Origin of the sequence: Anaerocolumna sp. AGMB13020, assembly GCF_033100115.1 — a bacterium.
Classification (GTDB): Bacteria; Bacillota; Clostridia; order Lachnospirales; family Lachnospiraceae; genus Anaerocolumna.
This window is the reverse complement of sequence record NZ_CP136910.1, coordinates 1,786,209-1,804,937: the sequence shown is the minus strand read 5'-3', so window position 1 is coordinate 1,804,937 and position 18,729 is coordinate 1,786,209. Positions and strand designations below refer to the sequence as shown.

Sequence of the window (18,729 nt, the reverse complement as noted above, 5' to 3'; positions counted from 1 at the left end):
AGGAGGGAACAACTATGAAAAAATCAGGAATTATTATTTTGGGGCTGCTAATAATCAACCTTTTGGCAGTTTCCTGCTCCGGTAAAGGTACCGATAAAGCAGAAGAGAAACATACCAATAAGGTTAAAAATGCAGAGTTACCGGCTACAGAGGCTGTATCCCCAAAGGAAGAAGACAATAACAAGGAGGCAACAGGAATACCAGAAGCCATAGCAGCAGAAGCAGCAGCGATCAAGGACTCCGAGGCAGCAGAAAAAGAGCGTAAGAAAGCACAGGAGGAGGACAGTGATGAAAAAGCTTCTCTCAGCGATCGTATACCAGGAAAATATACAGCATTATCGAAAAATGGAGGAACAATAAGTCAGATTACATATGAGTCAAAGGATTATTATGGGAATGGTGAACCGGTGACCAAACCGGCGTATGTCTATCTGCCGAAGGGGTATGATGAGAAAAAGCAATATAATGTTTTGTATCTGATGCATGGTATTGGTGGAAATGAGAAGGAATGGGGAATGTTTCAAGATACCTCCACTGTGAAATGCATCATGGATAATCTGATAGGCTATGGGGATATTGAACCCTTTCTGGTGGTGGTACCTAATGGACGTTCTTCCGTTAATTTTGCGGATACTGCCTCTGATCATAACTCTTTTTATCTGTTCGGTCAGGAACTTAAGAATGATCTGATACCCTATATAGAGGCCAATTATGCGACCTATGGGAAGTATGATGCAAAAGGTTATGATCTGACAGAAGCAAGAGACCACCGTGCAATGGCAGGTCTGTCCATGGGAGGGATGCAGACCATCAACATCGGGTTGTGTGAGAATGCTGATATTATAAGTTATTTTGGTGCCTTTTCTGCCTGCCCGACGACCAATACCTCGGCAGTAACAGCAAAAGCACTGGAAAAATTCGAGGATTTTGACATCAACTATTTTTATAATATCTGCGGTACCTCAGACGGTATTGCCTGGCCCAGTTCAACCGCTGCAGTAGACCATATTACGGAACTGACAGATAAGTTCACCGAAGGAAAGAATTACTTGTGGAGAGAGGTAGAGGGAGGAGGACATGATTTTAATGTCTGGTACCTTGGCTTTTATCATTTTGCACAGCTTGTATTTCATTGAAACAGAACCATTCTGAATGCACCATTTTAAATGCACCATTTGCAGTTTTCTGCCTAAACGGTGTTTTTGCTGAGTTTGTATTAGTGGCTCATATATGTTACAGGGAGCGGTCTTCTGTAAACAATATTTTTTCTGACCTCATCGGATCAATACAATTTCTTGCGAAAAGCCCCCGGAGTCAGACCGGTGCTTTTCTTGAACTGACGGATAAAATGGTAGACATCATTATAGCTTAATTCCTGTGAAATCTGCTTGACAGACAGATCCGTTGAAGTCAGAAGAACTTTGGCCTGAGCAATCTTGGTATTGATTACATCCGTAATACAAGTCACGCCAAAAGCTTTTTTATACATTACTTGAAAATAAGCATGGGATAAATGAGCCATTTCTGCAAGTTCTTCAACAGTCCATACTTTTTCGGGAGAATTCAGTATCTGGCTGCGGACAGATAAGAGGTCATTATAATGAGGAAGTCCGGTATTTTTCTGCTGCATAATGTCCCATTGCTCACCTACTTTTATAAGTAAAATATAAATGAGATGAGTAGTGATACGGCTGGAATATTTGTTGCTGGGGGTATCCTCCTGCTGAATATGGCTGAGGATGGAATGGATAAGACTATCCTTTGAAATATGAACCGGTACATTCAAAGGAAAGAGCAATTCGTTCATGAAAGCATTTTTATCCTTCACAGCAAAATGCAGGTAATCATCCATATAAGTCAGTCCTGTGGGGAAATATTTGTGAGGAGTATTGCTGTTTATTAAAATGGCAGAAGGAACGTTTATGGTATATACACGATCGTCAATTACTAATGTGCTCGGCGTTTGAATATATAAAAACAGGTAATCTATCAGGCCGTTGGGGCGTTCCATTACAAAATCGCTGCCATGGATGCAATCCAGAGCTATATGGTGTATGTACATATTATTTTCTCCCTCAAAAAAATAATTGAATGATACAGTTTCAAAGAATATATCAACTATATGCAATTATACAGCATTGAGGTATGGCAATCAAGTACTTATAATGAAAGTATGACTGCCGTGCCGCGATCTTTTCAACTACATATTCAAGAATATCAAATCAATAGATTTGATATTCACGAAAGAGGTTAGAATGAAAAAAATTAGAAAAGCTTTGATAGTCTGGATTCCACTGTTTATGCTGCTTCTGGCTACTACGGCTTGCAGCGGAGGCAGGTTGGACCAGGGAGGAGAAATGGCCGCAGACAGGACCGAATCAAAAGACCTTTTAAACGATGGACAAAATGAAGAAGAAGACATAGAAAAGGACCTTGAGGAGGAGAAAAGCCAGAATACGGAGGAGAAGAAATTGACTGAAGAAATGGATATCACATTAAAAGGAGCTCTTAAGAGCTTTGGTAACAAGAATCCGCTAATGACCCAGAGACTGGGAGCTGATCCCTATGCCCTTGTATATCAGGACAGGGTTTATATCTATATGACGGGGGATGTAATAGAATATGGCGCTGATAAAAAGGCGAAAAATAACAGCTTCGGCAAAATAAACACCATAAACGTTATTTCTTCATCAGATCTGGTCAACTGGACGGATCATGGTGCCATCAAAGCGGCAGGCTCTCTGGGAGCAGCTAAATGGGGAAATAATTCCTGGGCACCGGCAGCCGCCTATAAAGAAATAGATGGTAAACCAAAATTCTTTTTGTATTTTGCCAATGGCGGGAATGGTATTGGTGTTTTGACGGCGGATAGTCCCATTGGGCCTTTTACAGATCCACTGGGTCATGCCCTTGTATCCCGCTCCACACCCAATTGTGCCAATGTTGCCTGGTTGTTTGATCCGGCTGTACTGGTGGATGATGATAACAAGGCGTATCTCTATTTCGGAGGAGGCATTCCCGGAGAGAATTTTGCAAACCCAGGTACGGGCAGAGCGGTACAACTGGGAGATGATATGATAAGTCTTGCCGGTGATCCGGTATCCCTTGATATTCCTTATCTGTTTGAAGATTCGGGAATCAATAAGATTGGGGATACCTATTATTATTCTTATTGTTCTAATTGGAACGTAGACCAGGAGGCAACGGATACCTTAGGGTTTGCCAGTGCAGAAATTGTATATATGACTAGTAAGAATCCTTTGGGACCCTTTACCCTTCAAGGCTCCATCCTTAAGAATCCCGGAATTTTCTTCGGCTGTTACGGCAACAACCATCACTGTATGTTCCGTTTCAAGGATCAGATGTACATAACTTACCATACACAGATCTTGGAAGAGCTTTTAAAGATAAAGGGTGGTTACCGCTGTACTCATATCGATCCGGTAACAGTAGGGGAGGATGGAACGATTGAGAAAATCACTGCCACGAAAGGCGGCGTTGCGCAGGTAGGAAGCTTGAATCCTTTTGAGAGAACACAAGCCGAGACCATTGGAACCATGGCCGGCATTACTACGGTTCTCCTGGAGGAAAACGGAGAGCGGAGCGGCACTGGAAACATGGCTGTAGCAGATATGAAAGAAGGAAGCTGGCTTGCTGTATACGGAGCCGACTTCACAGAAAAAGGAGCTGAGAGCTTTACTGTCGCAGTCAGAGCTCAGGAGGGAAAGCAGGGAGGAATTCAGATAAGGCTCGACAGACCAAATGGTGATATCGTCGGATACCTTCCCATAGAAGCGGATACTTCGGGAGAGTTCAAAGAAATCAGTACAGAGCTTACTCAAAAGATAACCGGCAAACATGATCTGGTATTCGTATTTACCGGAGAAGGTTATGAGCTGGATTACTGGTACTTTCAATAAGAGAATCCGCAGGGATGGAAAGGCAGGACAGGAAGATGTTCAATAAGAATCCTATTATATGGTCCGATTATCCGGATCTTGACGTTATCAGAGTAGAAGACACCTATTACATGATCAGCACCACCATGCACTTTATGCCTGGCGGTGCCATATTAAAGTCTTACGATCTGGTCCACTGGGAGATGGAGAGTTATGTCTATGAGTCCCTGGATAATACACCGGGACAATGCCTGGAAGAAAACAAAAGCATCTACGGCAAAGGAATGTGGGCAGCTTCCCTCCGCTTTCATAAAGGCATCTTTTATGTATGTTTTGTTGCCAATGATACGGGAAAAACGTATCTATACACTGCCAGGGATATTAAGGGACCCTGGAGCAAGCAGAATATTGATGGATTTTATCATGATTGTTCCTTATTGTTTGATGAGGATGACAGAGTGTATATCGTATATGGAAACAAAACCCTTTATCTTACTGAGCTGAATGAGGAACTGACTGCCCCGAAAGAAGGTGGTTTACACCGAATTCTTGCCACCGATACCGGGAAAGTGAATCTGGGTTATGAGGGAGCTCATATTTATAAGATCAATGGTAAATATTATGTATTTCTCATACACTGGCTGGCGGAAGGGACGAAAAGAAGAACAGAATGCTGCCTTATGTCTGATTCCCTTGAGGGTGAATTTACAGGGAGAGATGTATTGGATGATGATATGGGCTACCACAATGCCGGAGTTGCTCAGGGAGGTATCGTTGATACACCGGAGGGAGAATGGTATGGAATGCTCTTTCAGGATCATGGTGCCATTGGCCGGATACCCGTACTGGTGCCGGTGTATTGGGAACAGGATTTTCCGGTATTTGGAGTAGATGGAAAGGTTCCTCTTAAGATAGAAGTACCAAGCACCAGACCGGAGTACCGATATAAGCCGCTGGCAGAGAGTGATGATTTTAAATATCTGCCAGAGGAAGACGGGAGGATACATTTAAAGAAGGTATGGCAGTTTAATCATACACCGGATAACAGTCTTTGGTCGGTAACCGAAGAGCCGGAAGCTTATCGTATCCGTACCGGCAAGCTCAGTCCCAATGTTTTACTTGCTGTTAATACACTTACCCAGAGACTTATGGGACCTGTCAGTGAAACGAGTGTAACAGTCTGCGGCAGCGGCCTAAAGGACGGTGACTTTGCAGGAATCTGTGTCTTACAGGGATGTTACGGTTACATAGCCCTGACGAAGGAAAAGGAAAACTATTATCTGGTAATGACAGGGAAAGAGCTGACCAGGGATGAAAGCATATGGGGACCGGAAGGCGGAGACAAAAATCCCGGAAGGGAATATGAGAGGATTCCTATCAATGGCAGCCAGGCTACTCTTAAAATTATCAGTAATTTTGAAAATGGTAAGGATGAAGCTGATTTTTATTATTTAAGGGGGCAGGAGTGGTGCAGACTTGGTATTACGCAGAAATTGCATTTCCGACTGGATCACTTTACCGGAGCCAGGGTAGGACTATTCTGCTATTCCACCAGGTTTACAGGAGGAACAGCTGATTTCAGACAGTTTACCTTTCACTGTTAACAGAGTCGTTTAAGCAGATATGTGAGGCGCTTATGAAGAGTTTGGAAAAGCTGGTCAGCTTAGCCATCAGGAGCAGGAAATGGCGGCACAATGTTTTTGAGAGCCTTCTGAAAATACTGAATAACAAAAAGATAAAGAGAAAAATCACTTATGTTTATATATTGTGTGTTCTTCTGCCCACAGTGGTAACAAACCTGATCCTTTTAGGGAGCAGCTTCCGGTTGTATATCAATGAACGAAATATAAATATTAACAATATTGCGGATTCCGTTAGTCATGACATCGTAAAAGCCCTGGAAAGTGCAGTCTATGTAACGGTAGATTTATATACCAGTGCTTCTATAAATGATTTTCTTGAAAGAAATTACGAAACGGACAGTGCTTATTTTGAAAATTACAGAAAAGTCTTTGACAATTATGTTTTTTATGCAAGTACCAAGCATTTGGTCAATGATATTACTTTCTATTCCGATAATGCAACTATGATTAACGGGGGTAAATATTATCGGATAGATACCATACAGGAGGAAGAATGGTATCAGAAATTCAAAGAGGCAAACACGGATCTATATGTTTATCCCTATTATCAGAATACTCAGAATATCAATAGCAAGAAACGAATGATATCGGTTATCCGCAAGCTTAATTATCTTGGTGTAAAGGAAAGAGAGAAGATTGTAAAACTGGATCTCAATTATAATCAGATCAATGAATCCATTAACAGTTTGGCCTTTGATACAAAGGTTTATCTGTGCAATCTGGACAGAATTATATTTACCAGTGATTCGGAAGCGGGGAATCCTCAGAATGATTATCCGGAGAGCACCCTTAATGACAGGAAGGATGTCCAGGCTACCCGTAAGTTTAATGTTTACGGCATTGACTGGGAGGTATATGTTACCGGTTATAAGGTGGATTTCATGGCCTATCTGAAAAGAAATCTTTGGCTGATGTCGGTGCTTTTTCTGGCAGATGCCCTGATACCTGCTGTTATGCTGGCGTTGTTCAGTAACTCCATAACCAGAAGAATACTGCTTTTAGGGGAGTATCTGGAAAAGGTAAGGAATGAGAGCTTTGAACTGTTACCTTACGGAGATGGAAAGGATGAGATTGGAGACTTATTGGTCAATTACAATCATATGACACTTAGAATGAAGACCTTTATAGAAAATGAATTAAAAAGTAAATTAGAGCAGCAGGAATTGGTAATGGCAAGACAGCAAGCAGAATTACAGGCACTTTCCAGCCAGATCAACCCACATTTTCTGTTTAATGTGCTGGAGAGTATCCGGATGCACAGTGTTCTAAAAGGAGAAGAAGAAACCTCCAGTATGATTGAAAGCCTTGCGAAGCTAATGCGAAAAAGTGCCGACTGGGGAACGGATAACATTACCCTGGAACAGGAAATCGGATTTACCAGGGATTATCTGGAACTGCAGAAGTATCGTTATGGTGAAGGGTTTCATTATAAAATCAAGTTGGAGGAACAATTCTATTCCTTAAGGATACCAAGCCTGGTGCTGGTAACTTTTGTTGAAAATTCCTGCGTTCACGGATTGAACAGGCCTGGACATAACGGTTCTATCTTTTTATCAGGATATGAAAAAGATGGATATTTCTATCTGGAAATAGAAGATACAGGAATCGGAATGGACGAAGTACAGGTAAGGAGATATGAAAAGCGGCTGAATGAAGCTGGAATCCAGGAATTGCAGAAATCAGGGAGTCTTGGTATGCTGAATGCCAGTATCCGTCTGAGAAAATTCTGCGGAGAGGGAACCCGTATCTTAATAGAGAGTGAACCGGGAGAAGGAACCTGTATTATTATTCGAATACCATCGGATTATATGGACAGAAACCAGGCTGGTACAAAGACTAGGAATTAATTGGTAATTCGGCTGGAGAGACAGCCGTTTACAGTGACTTATAATTCTTTGTACTGGTTTGCCAAAAAGGGGGAGGTCATTATGGAGGAAGAGAAAGATCTGTTACTGAAGGTTCTTTTGGTGGATGACGAACCATTCATCCGTAAAGGACTGGCGGCACTTATTGATTGGGAAGCAGAAGGTTTTATCATAGCTGGTGAAGCACAAAATGGAATTGAAGCAATCGAGAAGCTTTCAAGGGAGGAATACCACCTGGTTATTTCGGATATCAAGATGCCGGATATGACGGGGATAGAACTGATCCGGCATCTGAAGGAAAAGAAGCTATCCCAGGCAAAGTTTGTATTCCTGAGTGGTTTCTATGATTTTCAGTATGCGAAATCCGCTATATTGTGGGGGTGCAGCGACTATGTCTTAAAACCCATTCAGAGGGAAGAACTGCTGAATATCCTTCGGAGAATACGAAGCAGTATTGAGGAAGAAACGGGCGGACTTAGAAACCGTAATATCTGTGAAAAAGCCTATCTGGATCGGAATCTCCTGGCTTTATTATGGGGGAATTATGATGAGATCAACCTGAATTATGCCAGAACAAGATTGCAGCCGGAAGGAGAAGTACGATATATTCACCTGGAAATCTGTCTATCCGATGAAAATTTTATGGCACTGTCCGAGGATAAGAAAAAGGAACAGCACAGGAAGCTTTACAGCTATGCTGGCCTCCTCCTTAAGAATTACTCCGACCGGATAATATTTGGGGCTACAAAACATGCCGTATGTTATGACATCGGAATACTCTACAGTAGCTTTATGACCGGAGGTAAAGAGGATGAGGAATGGTCTGACTGGTTAGTGAAAGAATTAAAGGAGCGATTGGGATATGATATCGTTGCCTGCGCGGGCAGCTGGGTTTCTGGAATAGAAGGACTTGCAGACTCCTTTAAGGAAGCCTCTATGATGCGTTTCTTCCGTTTCTACCAGAAGGTTGAGAAGGAAGCCGTAAACCGCAGCGGTGTTAGGAAATCACAGCCGAAGAATCTGGTAAGGAATCAAAAGAAGAATTCTCAGGAGGAGTATTACAGGAAAGAGCTGGACTGCCTGATTCATGGAATTGAGACCTGTGATAAGACCTTTATCAGAGAAAATGCCGGAAGCCTTTACCGACGGATGATGGATAAATGCACTGATACAGAGCTTATCGGTCTCAATATTCAGTACTACCTGTACAGACTTCTGGGTTTAGCTTACGAGATTGAAACCGATATTAACCAGGAAGAGGTTATGAGCTATATTCAGGAAGCGGCTTTCTCGTCTGGAATGCCTTGGATTAATGAGCATAAATTCCGAAAATTTGCGGAGGATTACTCAGATTATCTTGTACAATTAAGACAGAATTCCGCCAGGGGAGTCATGTGCCAGATCGAAGCTGAAATTGAAACCAATTATTCTGATAATATAAGTCTGAAATCCCTGGGGGAGAAATATTACCTCAACAGTGCTTATCTTGGGCAGATCTTTAAGAAAAGCTATGGCTGTTCCTTTAAGGAATATATTAATGGTGTCCGTATCCGAAAGGCGGCAGAAATGCTGCTGCGAACGGATGAAAAGGTCTATGAGATAGGGGAAAAAGTGGGGTATAAAAATATGGAGTATTTTATTAATAAGTTCGAGGGGATTTATGGGGTTACACCGGCAAGGTTTAGGAAGAGGAATTATGAGGCACTTAAAGAAGCGTAGAAAAGCTATAGGAAAGTATAAAAAGGCTGGGTTATGGCAAGGGGACGGCAAAAGGTACAAACCAGAAAACGTATGCTTCAATTCCAAGGTATAAGAAGTCCTAATTCTCTGGAAATTTTGTGCTGGACATATTATCAAACAGATAACTCGCTTCGCTCAGACAATCTGTTTGATAATATAGCACAATATTTCCAGAGAAAAGGACTTCTAATACCTTTCCATAGGCGCATTCGTTCTTCTGGTTTGTACCTTTTGCCTGTGTATTTAGTGAAAGACTTTTAGAAACTTGGATCATTGGAAGTAAGGCTGTTGGAAGTTAAATCATTTCAAAGTATGGATTTGGAAGATTGAATCATATTTATAAGAATGGCTTTTGTATGCTTGATTTATATATTAAAGAATGGCTTTTATATGCTTAATCATGACTTAAGGAATGGCTTTTGTAAGTATGAATTATATTTAAAGAATAGCCTTTGTAAACCTGAATCATGTTTGAAGAATGGCTTTTGGAAGCTTGAATCCATATTTTAAGGAATGGATTTGGGCTTACTTCATGTTGAAGCAGACTTCGTAAGCACTAACCATATTATAGAGAAGAAAGGGTATGCGTCTGGGGAGAGAAGAAGTGAGCTTTTTCTTTTACTAAGCAGGCTGTAGCCAGTAGTAGTAATCAGTTCGTCTGTAACTACAGTGGTACAGCCTGCTATTTTGTTGCTTTAAAAGTGAGACTTATAGTAGAATACCCGTTACAGGATGGGCTTCCATGGGGTTCTCACGACTGAAGACAGACTCCAGATCAACGGCTGAACGGCGTTTACTGCTGGTCTCAAAGGCTTCCATGGCCTCCAGTACATGAAGGGTCTGGTGATAGCTGGCTCTGGGAGCACGACCTGTTTCAATGGCTTTTGCCATATCGGCAAGCCCAAGTCCACGGCTATTCTGCGCGTAGTCAAAGAGTAGGGGGATTTCTTTATAGTCCCCTTCCTCCTGTCTTAAGAGGGAGATTGGACCGCCAAAGGTATTCGGATCGGGAACCAGCAGGGTTCCTTCCGAGCCGTAGATTTCCAGTCTGGCCTGGCCTTTATAATGTACGTCAAAGGTGGTGAAGAGGGTTCCGATGGCTCCGTTTTCAAATTCCAGTATACCGGTGGTATAGGTGGGAACCTCCACCTGGATTTTTTCTCCGGCTTTTGCTTTGCTGGTGATTGTACGCTCTGTAAAGGAAGTTCTTGCAAGTCCGGTTACAGAACGGATACCTCCCAGGAGGTTTGTCAAGGCAGTGAGATAATAGGGACCCATATCGAACATGGGGCCGCCGCCGTGCTTGTAATAGAATTCAGGATCTGGATGCCAGCTTTCATGTCCGCGGCAGATCATAAACGCTGCTGCTCCGATGGGTTTTCCAATAAAACCGGTATCAATGAGCTTTCTGCAGGTCTGTATTCCTGCTCCCAGGAAGGTATCGGGAGCGCCTCCCAGGTATAGCTGTTTTTCCTGTGCTGTTCTTACAAGCTCCAGTCCTTCGGCATAGGTGGCAGCCAGAGGTTTCTCGGAATAAACATGCTTGCCAGCTTTTAACGCCTCAAGGCTTACCTGGTAATGCTCATAGGGCCTTGTAAGATTCAGTACAATGTCGATTTCTTTATCTGCAAATAATTCATACATGGTATCATAGATCTTGGGTATGTGGTACTCTTCTTTGGCTTTCTCAGCCTTTTCCTTTACCAGATCGCAAAGGGCAACCAGTTCCACTTCTTTGTACAGCTGGGTTAAATTCTTTAAATAGATGCCGCTTATGTCACCGACACCGACCATTCCGATTTTTAGCATGGCTTCCTCCTTAATACATTTTGGCATTGTTTATAAATCGCTCAGTGGTAAGACCGTGGTCAAGTGCATATTGCTTTCCCTCTCCTGCCCATAGCATTCCACGTTCCATTAAGACCTGGGCCTGTGGGGACTTATCGAATACATCATCGTGATGACCCAGGGAGGTATAGAATACTCTGCCATTACCCCAGTATTTTGTCCAAGCTACGGGCATATCCACCGGTTTGTTGGAAATGTGGTAATAATTGACAAGAGGGAATCTGGTGGTAGCCAGAATCTCAACAGCAGGATCTATATGGAGATAATAGTGCTCACTGCAAACAGGAAAATCCGTAAGTCCCTCTGTAATAGGGCTGGAACCATGACAGATATTAACGGTATAATCGATTCCGTCGCCTCCCGGATGGCTTATCCACTGTCCACCGGTAATAAACTGCCACTCTGTATTCTGGCGGAAGGAATCACACATACCGCCATGGCAGCCTGCAAGGCCTACGCCAGAACCTACTGCTTCCGAGAGATTTACGACGTATTTATGGTCTATTTCACCCATGGTCCAGCAGGAGACAATCAAATCGAGTTTCTTTAATTCTTCTGCATCGGACAGACAATCCAGATTATCTTCTATTCTTACCTCGTAATTGTTCTTTTTTAATAGTTCTGCAAAACGACCGGAGACCAGAACCGGCTCATGTCCATCCCAGCCACCCTGGAAAATCAATGCTTTTTTCATATGATACCCATATCGCAGGAGATCCTGCGGTATTGCCGCCTGACGAATTATTGCCAGGCTTTTAACGGCAACCTTTCTTCTGGATTTTTTTCAACAGTCTGCCACTTGTCCCGGCAGTGTTGCTTGATTACTGTAATTCTAAAATGTTTCATAATAAAAGAAATCTCATAATAATGATATTTATTATACATAAATAATCTTCCTAGAGAGTCAAAAGTCAACCATTACTTTTGACTCTCCAGTAATCTTTAAGTATTTTATTTAATCTCTCATAAGATCTCCTCTGCTATATAAGACAGCTGATGCCTTTACCGGAGGCTTCTGATTCAAAGACCTTTTCGATTACCTTCATGACTCTCAGAGCCTGTTCCGGTTTGACAATCAAAGCTTCCCGTCCTTCCATAACGGCAACAATGTTCTGGTAGTAATCACTCCAATCCGACGTTACCTCTGGTAAAGCAAGTACTTCCGTGGTATACTCGGGCCTTGGGGCCATTGTTCTTGTAGGACCGGCTTCGGTGTAAACAATGTCCTCGCTCCAGGTCATTTCAGAATCCGCCTTCAGCTTGACCAGCTTACCCTTACAGCTCCAGTCTTCAATTACAGCGGTACCGTCAATGCAGGAAATGTGCCAGCGGGGGTTGTTGATAAGACAATTGGTGGACATTTCACAGAGGGCGGAAACGCCGTTCTGAAAACGCAGCAGAATCTTGATATTGTCCTCTACTTCGTCTGAATATAGATTGAACAGGTGAGCCTGTACGGATACTACCGGTGAATCTATGAGGATTAGGAACTGGTCTAAAAGATGGACACCCCAGTCAAGGACCATACCCCCTCCGTTTACCTTATGACCCCTCCAGCCATACATAGCCCTTCTGGATCCCTGGACACGGCTTTCTATGAAATAGGGGTTTCCTATGGTTTGCTGTTCCAGAATGGTCTTAACTATCACAAAATCCTTGTCCCAACGGCGGTTCTGATGGATGGAGAATATTTTACCGCTGGACGCTGCTGCTTCCATGATTTCTTCCAATTCCCGGACATTCATGGTAACCGGTTTTTCGCAAATAACATTCTTTCCTGCCTGCAAAAGTGCAAGAGCATATTCCTTGTGAAAATTATTTGGGGTCGCAATGGTGACCAGATCTATTTCACCGTCTGCAAGGAGCTCCTTGAGATCGGAATAGACATACAGGTTCTGTCCGGCTGCTTTTTCACAGGCGCTCTGCTGAATGTCAAGTACCCCCTTCACCATTAGATCAGGTATTCTGGATGAGACATTTTCTGCATGCCAGCTACCCATACCGCCATAACCGATTATGGCCATTTTATATTTCATAAGTAATTTTCCTCCCGATTCTATAAGTAAAAGCTAATAGTATTATAGCATTTGATATGATATAATACTTGCCAACGGAGATAAAATATTAGACAATTATTGCGGTTTACAACTGACTGGGATGAATCCTTAAACAAAACCTGCCGTTCTGTTATTTTTCTTTGTCTGGCAGACCGAAAGGGACTAAGGGAAAGGGGAAACTATGAAAATATTTTATGAAAGCAATTCGGAAAGATTTTTATTCCAGGTATTGGATGACTTTACTTTTCCGGCACATTTGCATGGAGGACTGGAATTGTTTCTGGTACAAAAGGGGGAAATGGAGATAACGGTAGGGAACACCAGCCAGGTGCTTAAGGAAGGGGAACTGAGTATCGTTTTTCCTAACCGGATACATGGTTATGAAACCGTAAGAGCGGCAGGCTCCTCCAAAGGAACGCTGATTCTATGCCCTGCGGCTATGGGTGGGGATTTTATGTCTGTTTTAATGGCAAATCATCCGGCTATCCCTTTTCTGACCGGTGGCATACATCCCGATATCGTCTATGGGATTGTTTCCCTTTTGAAAACCCGCCCGGATATAGCAGATGATATACCGGTAATCAGTGCATATATACAGCTGATTCTGGCAAGGGCACTGCCGGCTTTGAAACTTGTTAAGAACCGGGATAGCAATTCACCCGACATAACGGCACAGCTTGTTACCTATTTATCGGAAAATTATACGGAGCAGGTCACTCTGGATTCACTGGCAAAAAGATTTGGCATCAGCAGATACAGTATATCCCGAATTTTTAGCGAGAAGCTTCACACCACCTTCTCCGGATATCTGAATACCCTTCGGATTGATTATGCCAAGCTGCTGTTACAGGGCAGCGGTCATGATATTTTAACCATCAGCCTGATGTGCGGCTATGAGAATTCAAGAACCTTTAACCGGGAATTCAAATTGCTTTGTGACTGTCAGCCCAGAGAGTATCGAAAAAAACGCTTACATCTACACCATAACGATCACAATTCTACAATAGGATAAAACGGGAATCAGGCAGGAACTCTTTTGAGAATCGCTATCTTCCTATATTTAAAATAGCAAAATATGATTAGCAGGCAGCTATTGATGAGAGGATATTCTGTTTTTATTTTATTATGCTGTTTATGGGCTGTATGAGTTACGAGGAGTATTTGAAGAACTCGCACCGGCCAAATCTCCACTTTATTCTGAGCCTCTGAAATATATTACACCGTTTGAAAGGCTTTGTATTGGAGCAGGGCTGCGTTACATTTTGGGAATGTAACCTCATTGCCTTAAATTCTCCCCTGCCGTATTTTGCATCGCTACACTGCAAAGTGGAACATTCACAGGGTACAGTATAATTATCGGATACACTCAGAATAAAGAAATATTTAATAACGCAGCAGTACAACGTGAAGTAAATTGCAGCAGGTTCCCATGGAGGGTAAGAACGGTGCATGCAGTTTCGAATAGGTCTGTAATACATACGCTCACCAGTATAAATAATGAATATCCGAGGAAGACTGGCTATTCAGAAAAGAGGTTATGATGGAGAGCTTAAAAGAAAAGTACAGAGATTATTTTGAAGTAGGGACAGCTGTCAGTGCAAGAACAGTGGTCAGCCACGGAGACCTGATCAAGAAACATTTCAGCAGCATTACCTGTGAAAATGAAATGAAATATGCCAGTGTAACAGCTGGGAAGGATTTCTATGATTTTAAGTCTGCGGACATGATAGCAGAATTTGCTGCTGCAAATAATCTGACAATGCGGGGGCATACCTTTGTCTGGCACAATCAGACGCCCCACTGGGTGTTTGAGGACACGGACAAGGCCGGGTTGTTGAAGAGAATTCGAAATCACATGGCGATGCTTGGCGGAAGGTATAAGGAACAGATCAGCTGCTGGGATGTGGTTAATGAGGCTATTGAAGACAAACAGGATATGATTCTGCGCCAGAGCAAATGGCTTGAGATTCTTGGTGAAGGGTATATGGATGAGGTCTTTATGGCAGCAAGGGAAATACTTCCGGATTGTAAATTATTTTACAATGATTATAATGAAACGAATCCGGATAAGCGAAGTAAGATCTTTCGAATTGTGAAAGGCATGAAGGAAAGGGGAGTACCCGTCGACGGCATTGGAATGCAGTGCCATTGGAATATTTACGGACCTTCCCTGGAGGAAGTAAGAGAAACCATAGAAATGTATGCTTCTCTTGGTGTCCGGCTGCACATAACCGAGCTGGATATATCCCTGTTTGAGTTTAACGACAGAAGCAGGCTTGATAAACCTTCCGGGGACATCCTGGAGAAACTGGCGGTTGTTTTTGACAATTACTTTAAATTATTCAGGGAATACAGGGAGGTCATAGACAGTGTAACCTTATGGGGGGCTGCAGATGACAGCACCTGGCTGGATAATTTTCCAGAAAGAGGCAGAAAGAACTGGCCGCTGCTCTTTGATGAAGATCATAATCCCAAAGAAGCTTTTTATCGGATTATGAATTTCTAACAAAGAACAGTACTTACAGAAGCTGTTTCATTTTAGGCAATTTTGCGGTAAGAAGCCTTTTGTATTTCTTCTACACCGGCTGAAAGAACCATTACGGATTTCGTGTGCTACGACATAAACTGTTCTCTGCACACAAAATCAGCAACCTATCTTTCAGGCAGTGCATGAAAGGAAAGACAGAAGATTTCTTACCGTTTTGCATTTATTTAACAGCTCCGATTCTGAATTCCGGCAGTAAACTTATGATAAAAGCAAATAGGAAAGCTTCATTGAAAATTAAAAAAATGCATAGAAAAATATAAAATAGTATATTTAAATTGTACATATATACTTTGTGGTGGTTTTATATGAAGTTTGTATGATTAATGTGTTGTGCAGAAATGCTAAAATATAGTTATCACGGAAGTGAAAAAATCTTAGGAGGATTGTTATGAAAAAGCGTTTTATAGCAGTTTTGATGTGTGTCATGCTGGTAACCGCATTATTTGCAGGATGTGGAAAAAACGATGACAAAAACAGTAAAAATTCTACTGAAACCGGTGGGGCAGCAAAAGAAATCAAGGAGTTCACGGCCTTTTTCGACAGACAGGGAACAGAACTCAATAAGAACAATGTTGTACAGGATTTAATTGCAGAAAAAATTGGGGCGAAATGCAAAGAAACCTGGTTAACTGGGCAGACCGCAGAAGAAGCAGTGGGTATGCTCATTGCCAGCGGTGAGTATCCGGATTTTATCAACTATACACAGCAGCTTTATGATGCAGGAGCATTGGTAGCGCTGGATGATTATCTGGATAAATATCCAAATATCAAGAATTTCTGGAATGAAATCCAGTGGAACTCCTTAAGACAGCCTGACGGCCATATCTATTCCATTCCTCAGTTTGGCAAGATCAATGAAAAACTCATGGATACCCAGAATAACGGAGAAGCATTCTGGATACAGACAAGAGTATTAAAATGGGCTAATTACCCTAAGATCGAAACCCTGGATGAACTGTTCAAGCTCCTGGGAGATTATTATGCAGCAAATCCTACCATGGCTGATGGTTCCTCTGTTATTCCTTTTGAGATCCTGGCTTATGACTGGTATTATTTCTGCCTTGAGAATCCGCCTCAGTTCCTGGACGGACATCCTAACAACGGATCTGTTATTGTGGATCCTTCCACCTTTGAAGTTATCGATTACAATACAACACCTACCGCAAAGAGATATTTCCAGAAGCTGAACGAGGAATATAAAAAAGGTATCATTGATCAGGAATTTATGACAATGAACCACGACCAGTTCTTAGAGAAGGTTTCCTCCGGACGTGTACTTTGTATGGTAGAACAGCATTGGGATTTTAATACCGCGGAAGAAGCGATTAAGACACAAAAACTCAATGATTGTACATATGTTCCCTTAGGAATTACCATTGATCCCGGTATGCAGGAGCAGTACTATGCTGCCAATGAAGCAATGGCTCTTACCGGAGGCTTAAGTATTACAACAAGCTGCAAGGATGTGGAAGGTGCTCTTCAGTTCGTCAATGATTTGCTGGATCCTGAAATCGTGACTCTGCGCAGCTGGGGTATTGAAGGAACGGATTACCTGGTAGGAGATGACGGACTCTACTACAGGACCCAGGAAATGAGAGATAATGCTGTTAATGCAGACTACAAGGCTTCTAATCTTTCCGCTTACGGATATTTCCCTAATTTCTCAGGTATGAACCCTGACGGAAAGAATGCAATGACACCTGATACTCAGCCCTCTGAATTCTTTGAAGGTTTATCGGCAGAGGTACAGGAATGCCTTACCGCATATGGAGCAAAGACTTATGTGGAAATGCTGGATTACAATAAAATAGATGGTATGGAACAGCCCTGGTATCCTATGTGGTCTTTCTCCAACAATTTAACGACCGAGACACCAGGAGGTCTTGCCTGGACCAAAATGGGCGATACAAAACAGGAATATCTGCCCCAGGTAGTTATCGCAGGTGATTTCGATGAATCCTGGAATAAATACATGGATGCTTACAATGCCTGCAAACCGGAAGATTTCTTAAAAGAAATGCAGGAAGAAGTATATAACCGTATTGAAAAGGTTCAGGGTAAAGATGTAAGACCCGCCAAATAACCTGTAAGCTGCGAGCAGGCAGCTGGATGTAGATCCGCGCTGCCTGCTCTATTTTAAAAGAAAGTATGGTACTAACAATGGCTTTAAGAAAACGCAGTAAAGAAGGACCGATCGAAAAGGCCAGGGTTAAAATAACCTGGAAGGAAATCGTGAAACAAAAGGAACTGGTGTTGTTATCCCTTCCTTTCGTCATATATGTATTGATATTTAATTATATACCTTTAATCGGCTGGGTTATGGCATTTCAAAATTATAAGCCGGTTAACGGATTCTTCCATTCGAAATTTGTCGGTCTGGATAAATTTAAGTTCCTCTTTATTAATAATCCTGATTTTATCAGAGTCATTCGGAATACCTTTGCAATGGGAATTATAAATCTGGTGCTGCAGCTGGTATTTGCCATAGGTTTCGCTTTGATTCTCAATGAGGTAGTACATAAAGGGCCTAAGAAATTTGTGCAGACCGTTTCATATCTGCCCCACTTCCTGTCCTGGATTATTGTATGCGGTATCCTGCAGGATGCGCTTTCCGTGGATAATGGTATTATCAATGAAGTATTGGTGAAATTACATATCCTGAATGCTCCCATTAACTTTTTCACTTATAAGGGATTTTTCTGGTGGATTGTAGGTTTTACCAATGTATGGAAAGAAACAGGCTGGAACAGTATTATCTATCTGGCAGCTATTACAGCCATTAATCCGGATCTGTATGAGGCAGCATCCATAGATGGTGCCGGAAGGTTAAAGAAGATGTGGCACATTACCCTTCCAGGCATTAAACCAACAATTTTTATCTTATTACTGATTAATATCGGTAACGTATTGAATGCAGGATTTGAAATTCAATATCTGCTCACCAACGGACTGATTCAGAGCGTATCCCAGACAATCGATATCTATGTACTACGGTATGGTATCAGCCAGACGGATTATTCCCTCGGTACGGCAGCTGGTATTTTCAGGAGTCTTGTCAGTATCCTTCTGATTGTTCTGGCCAATTCGGCGTCAAAAGCAGCCGGGGAAGAAAGACTTTTCTAGGAGGGA

13 protein-coding genes are annotated in these 18,729 nt (G+C 42.3%); 9 read left to right on the top strand and 4 right to left on the bottom strand.

Annotation, left to right across the window (positions count from 1 at the left end):
* Positions 1-14 precede the first annotated feature (14 nt).
* On the top strand, positions 15-1,136 hold the full coding sequence (locus tag R2R35_RS07135) for an alpha/beta hydrolase (protein ID WP_317733813.1): 1,122 nt from the start codon (positions 15-17) through the stop codon (positions 1,134-1,136).
* A gap of 146 nt (positions 1,137-1,282) precedes the next feature.
* On the opposite strand, the gene R2R35_RS07130 is transcribed toward R2R35_RS07135, so the two are convergent.
* A complete protein-coding gene (locus tag R2R35_RS07130; RefSeq protein WP_317733812.1) occupies positions 1,283-2,062 on the bottom strand; it encodes a helix-turn-helix transcriptional regulator in 780 nt (259 codons plus the stop codon).
* A gap of 193 nt (positions 2,063-2,255) precedes the next feature.
* Between R2R35_RS07130 and R2R35_RS07125 the strand changes: the two genes are divergently transcribed.
* From R2R35_RS07125 to R2R35_RS07110, 4 genes are all read left to right on the top strand, one after another.
* Positions 2,256-3,920, top strand: a complete 1,665-nt coding sequence (locus tag R2R35_RS07125; protein ID WP_317733811.1) for a glycoside hydrolase family 43 protein — start codon at positions 2,256-2,258, stop codon at positions 3,918-3,920.
* 35 nt (positions 3,921-3,955) lie between these two features.
* Entirely contained in the window at positions 3,956-5,503 is a 1,548-nt protein-coding gene (locus R2R35_RS07120; protein ID WP_317733810.1) for a glycoside hydrolase family 43 protein, read from the top strand.
* Between the two features lie 32 nt (positions 5,504-5,535).
* Positions 5,536-7,389 (top strand): sensor histidine kinase, encoded by a 1,854-nt coding sequence (locus R2R35_RS07115; RefSeq protein ID WP_317733809.1) that lies wholly within the window; start codon positions 5,536-5,538, stop codon positions 7,387-7,389.
* A gap of 81 nt (positions 7,390-7,470) precedes the next feature.
* Positions 7,471-9,126 carry a response regulator transcription factor gene (locus R2R35_RS07110; protein WP_317733808.1) on the top strand — a complete coding sequence of 552 codons (1,656 nt, stop codon included), beginning with the start codon at positions 7,471-7,473 and terminating at the stop codon, positions 9,124-9,126.
* A gap of 729 nt (positions 9,127-9,855) precedes the next feature.
* Here the strand turns inward: R2R35_RS07110 and R2R35_RS07105 are convergent.
* The 3 genes from R2R35_RS07105 to R2R35_RS07095 form a co-directional block, all read right to left on the bottom strand.
* A complete protein-coding gene (locus R2R35_RS07105) occupies positions 9,856-10,956 on the bottom strand; it encodes a Gfo/Idh/MocA family protein (protein WP_317733807.1) in 1,101 nt (366 codons plus the stop codon).
* Positions 10,957-10,966: 10 nt separating this feature from the next.
* Positions 10,967-11,689, bottom strand: coding sequence for a ThuA domain-containing protein (locus R2R35_RS07100; RefSeq protein ID WP_317733806.1), 723 nt, complete (start codon positions 11,687-11,689; stop codon positions 10,967-10,969).
* A 286-nt stretch (positions 11,690-11,975) separates the two neighbouring features.
* A complete protein-coding gene (locus R2R35_RS07095) occupies positions 11,976-13,031 on the bottom strand; it encodes a Gfo/Idh/MocA family protein (protein WP_317733805.1) in 1,056 nt (351 codons plus the stop codon).
* 202 nt (positions 13,032-13,233) lie between these two features.
* Here R2R35_RS07095 and R2R35_RS07090 point away from each other — a divergent pair, with 202 nt between their 5' ends.
* From R2R35_RS07090 to R2R35_RS07075, 4 genes are all read left to right on the top strand, one after another.
* A complete protein-coding gene (locus tag R2R35_RS07090; RefSeq protein WP_317733804.1) occupies positions 13,234-14,064 on the top strand; it encodes a helix-turn-helix domain-containing protein in 831 nt (276 codons plus the stop codon).
* Between the two features lie 528 nt (positions 14,065-14,592).
* Positions 14,593-15,558, top strand: coding sequence for an endo-1,4-beta-xylanase (locus tag R2R35_RS07085; protein WP_317733803.1), 966 nt, complete (start codon positions 14,593-14,595; stop codon positions 15,556-15,558).
* A 430-nt stretch (positions 15,559-15,988) separates the two neighbouring features.
* Positions 15,989-17,683, top strand: coding sequence for an extracellular solute-binding protein (locus R2R35_RS07080; RefSeq protein ID WP_317733802.1), 1,695 nt, complete (start codon positions 15,989-15,991; stop codon positions 17,681-17,683).
* Between the two features lie 77 nt (positions 17,684-17,760).
* Positions 17,761-18,723 (top strand): ABC transporter permease, encoded by a 963-nt coding sequence (locus tag R2R35_RS07075; protein WP_033167189.1) that lies wholly within the window; start codon positions 17,761-17,763, stop codon positions 18,721-18,723.
* Positions 18,724-18,729: the final 6 nt, after the last annotated feature.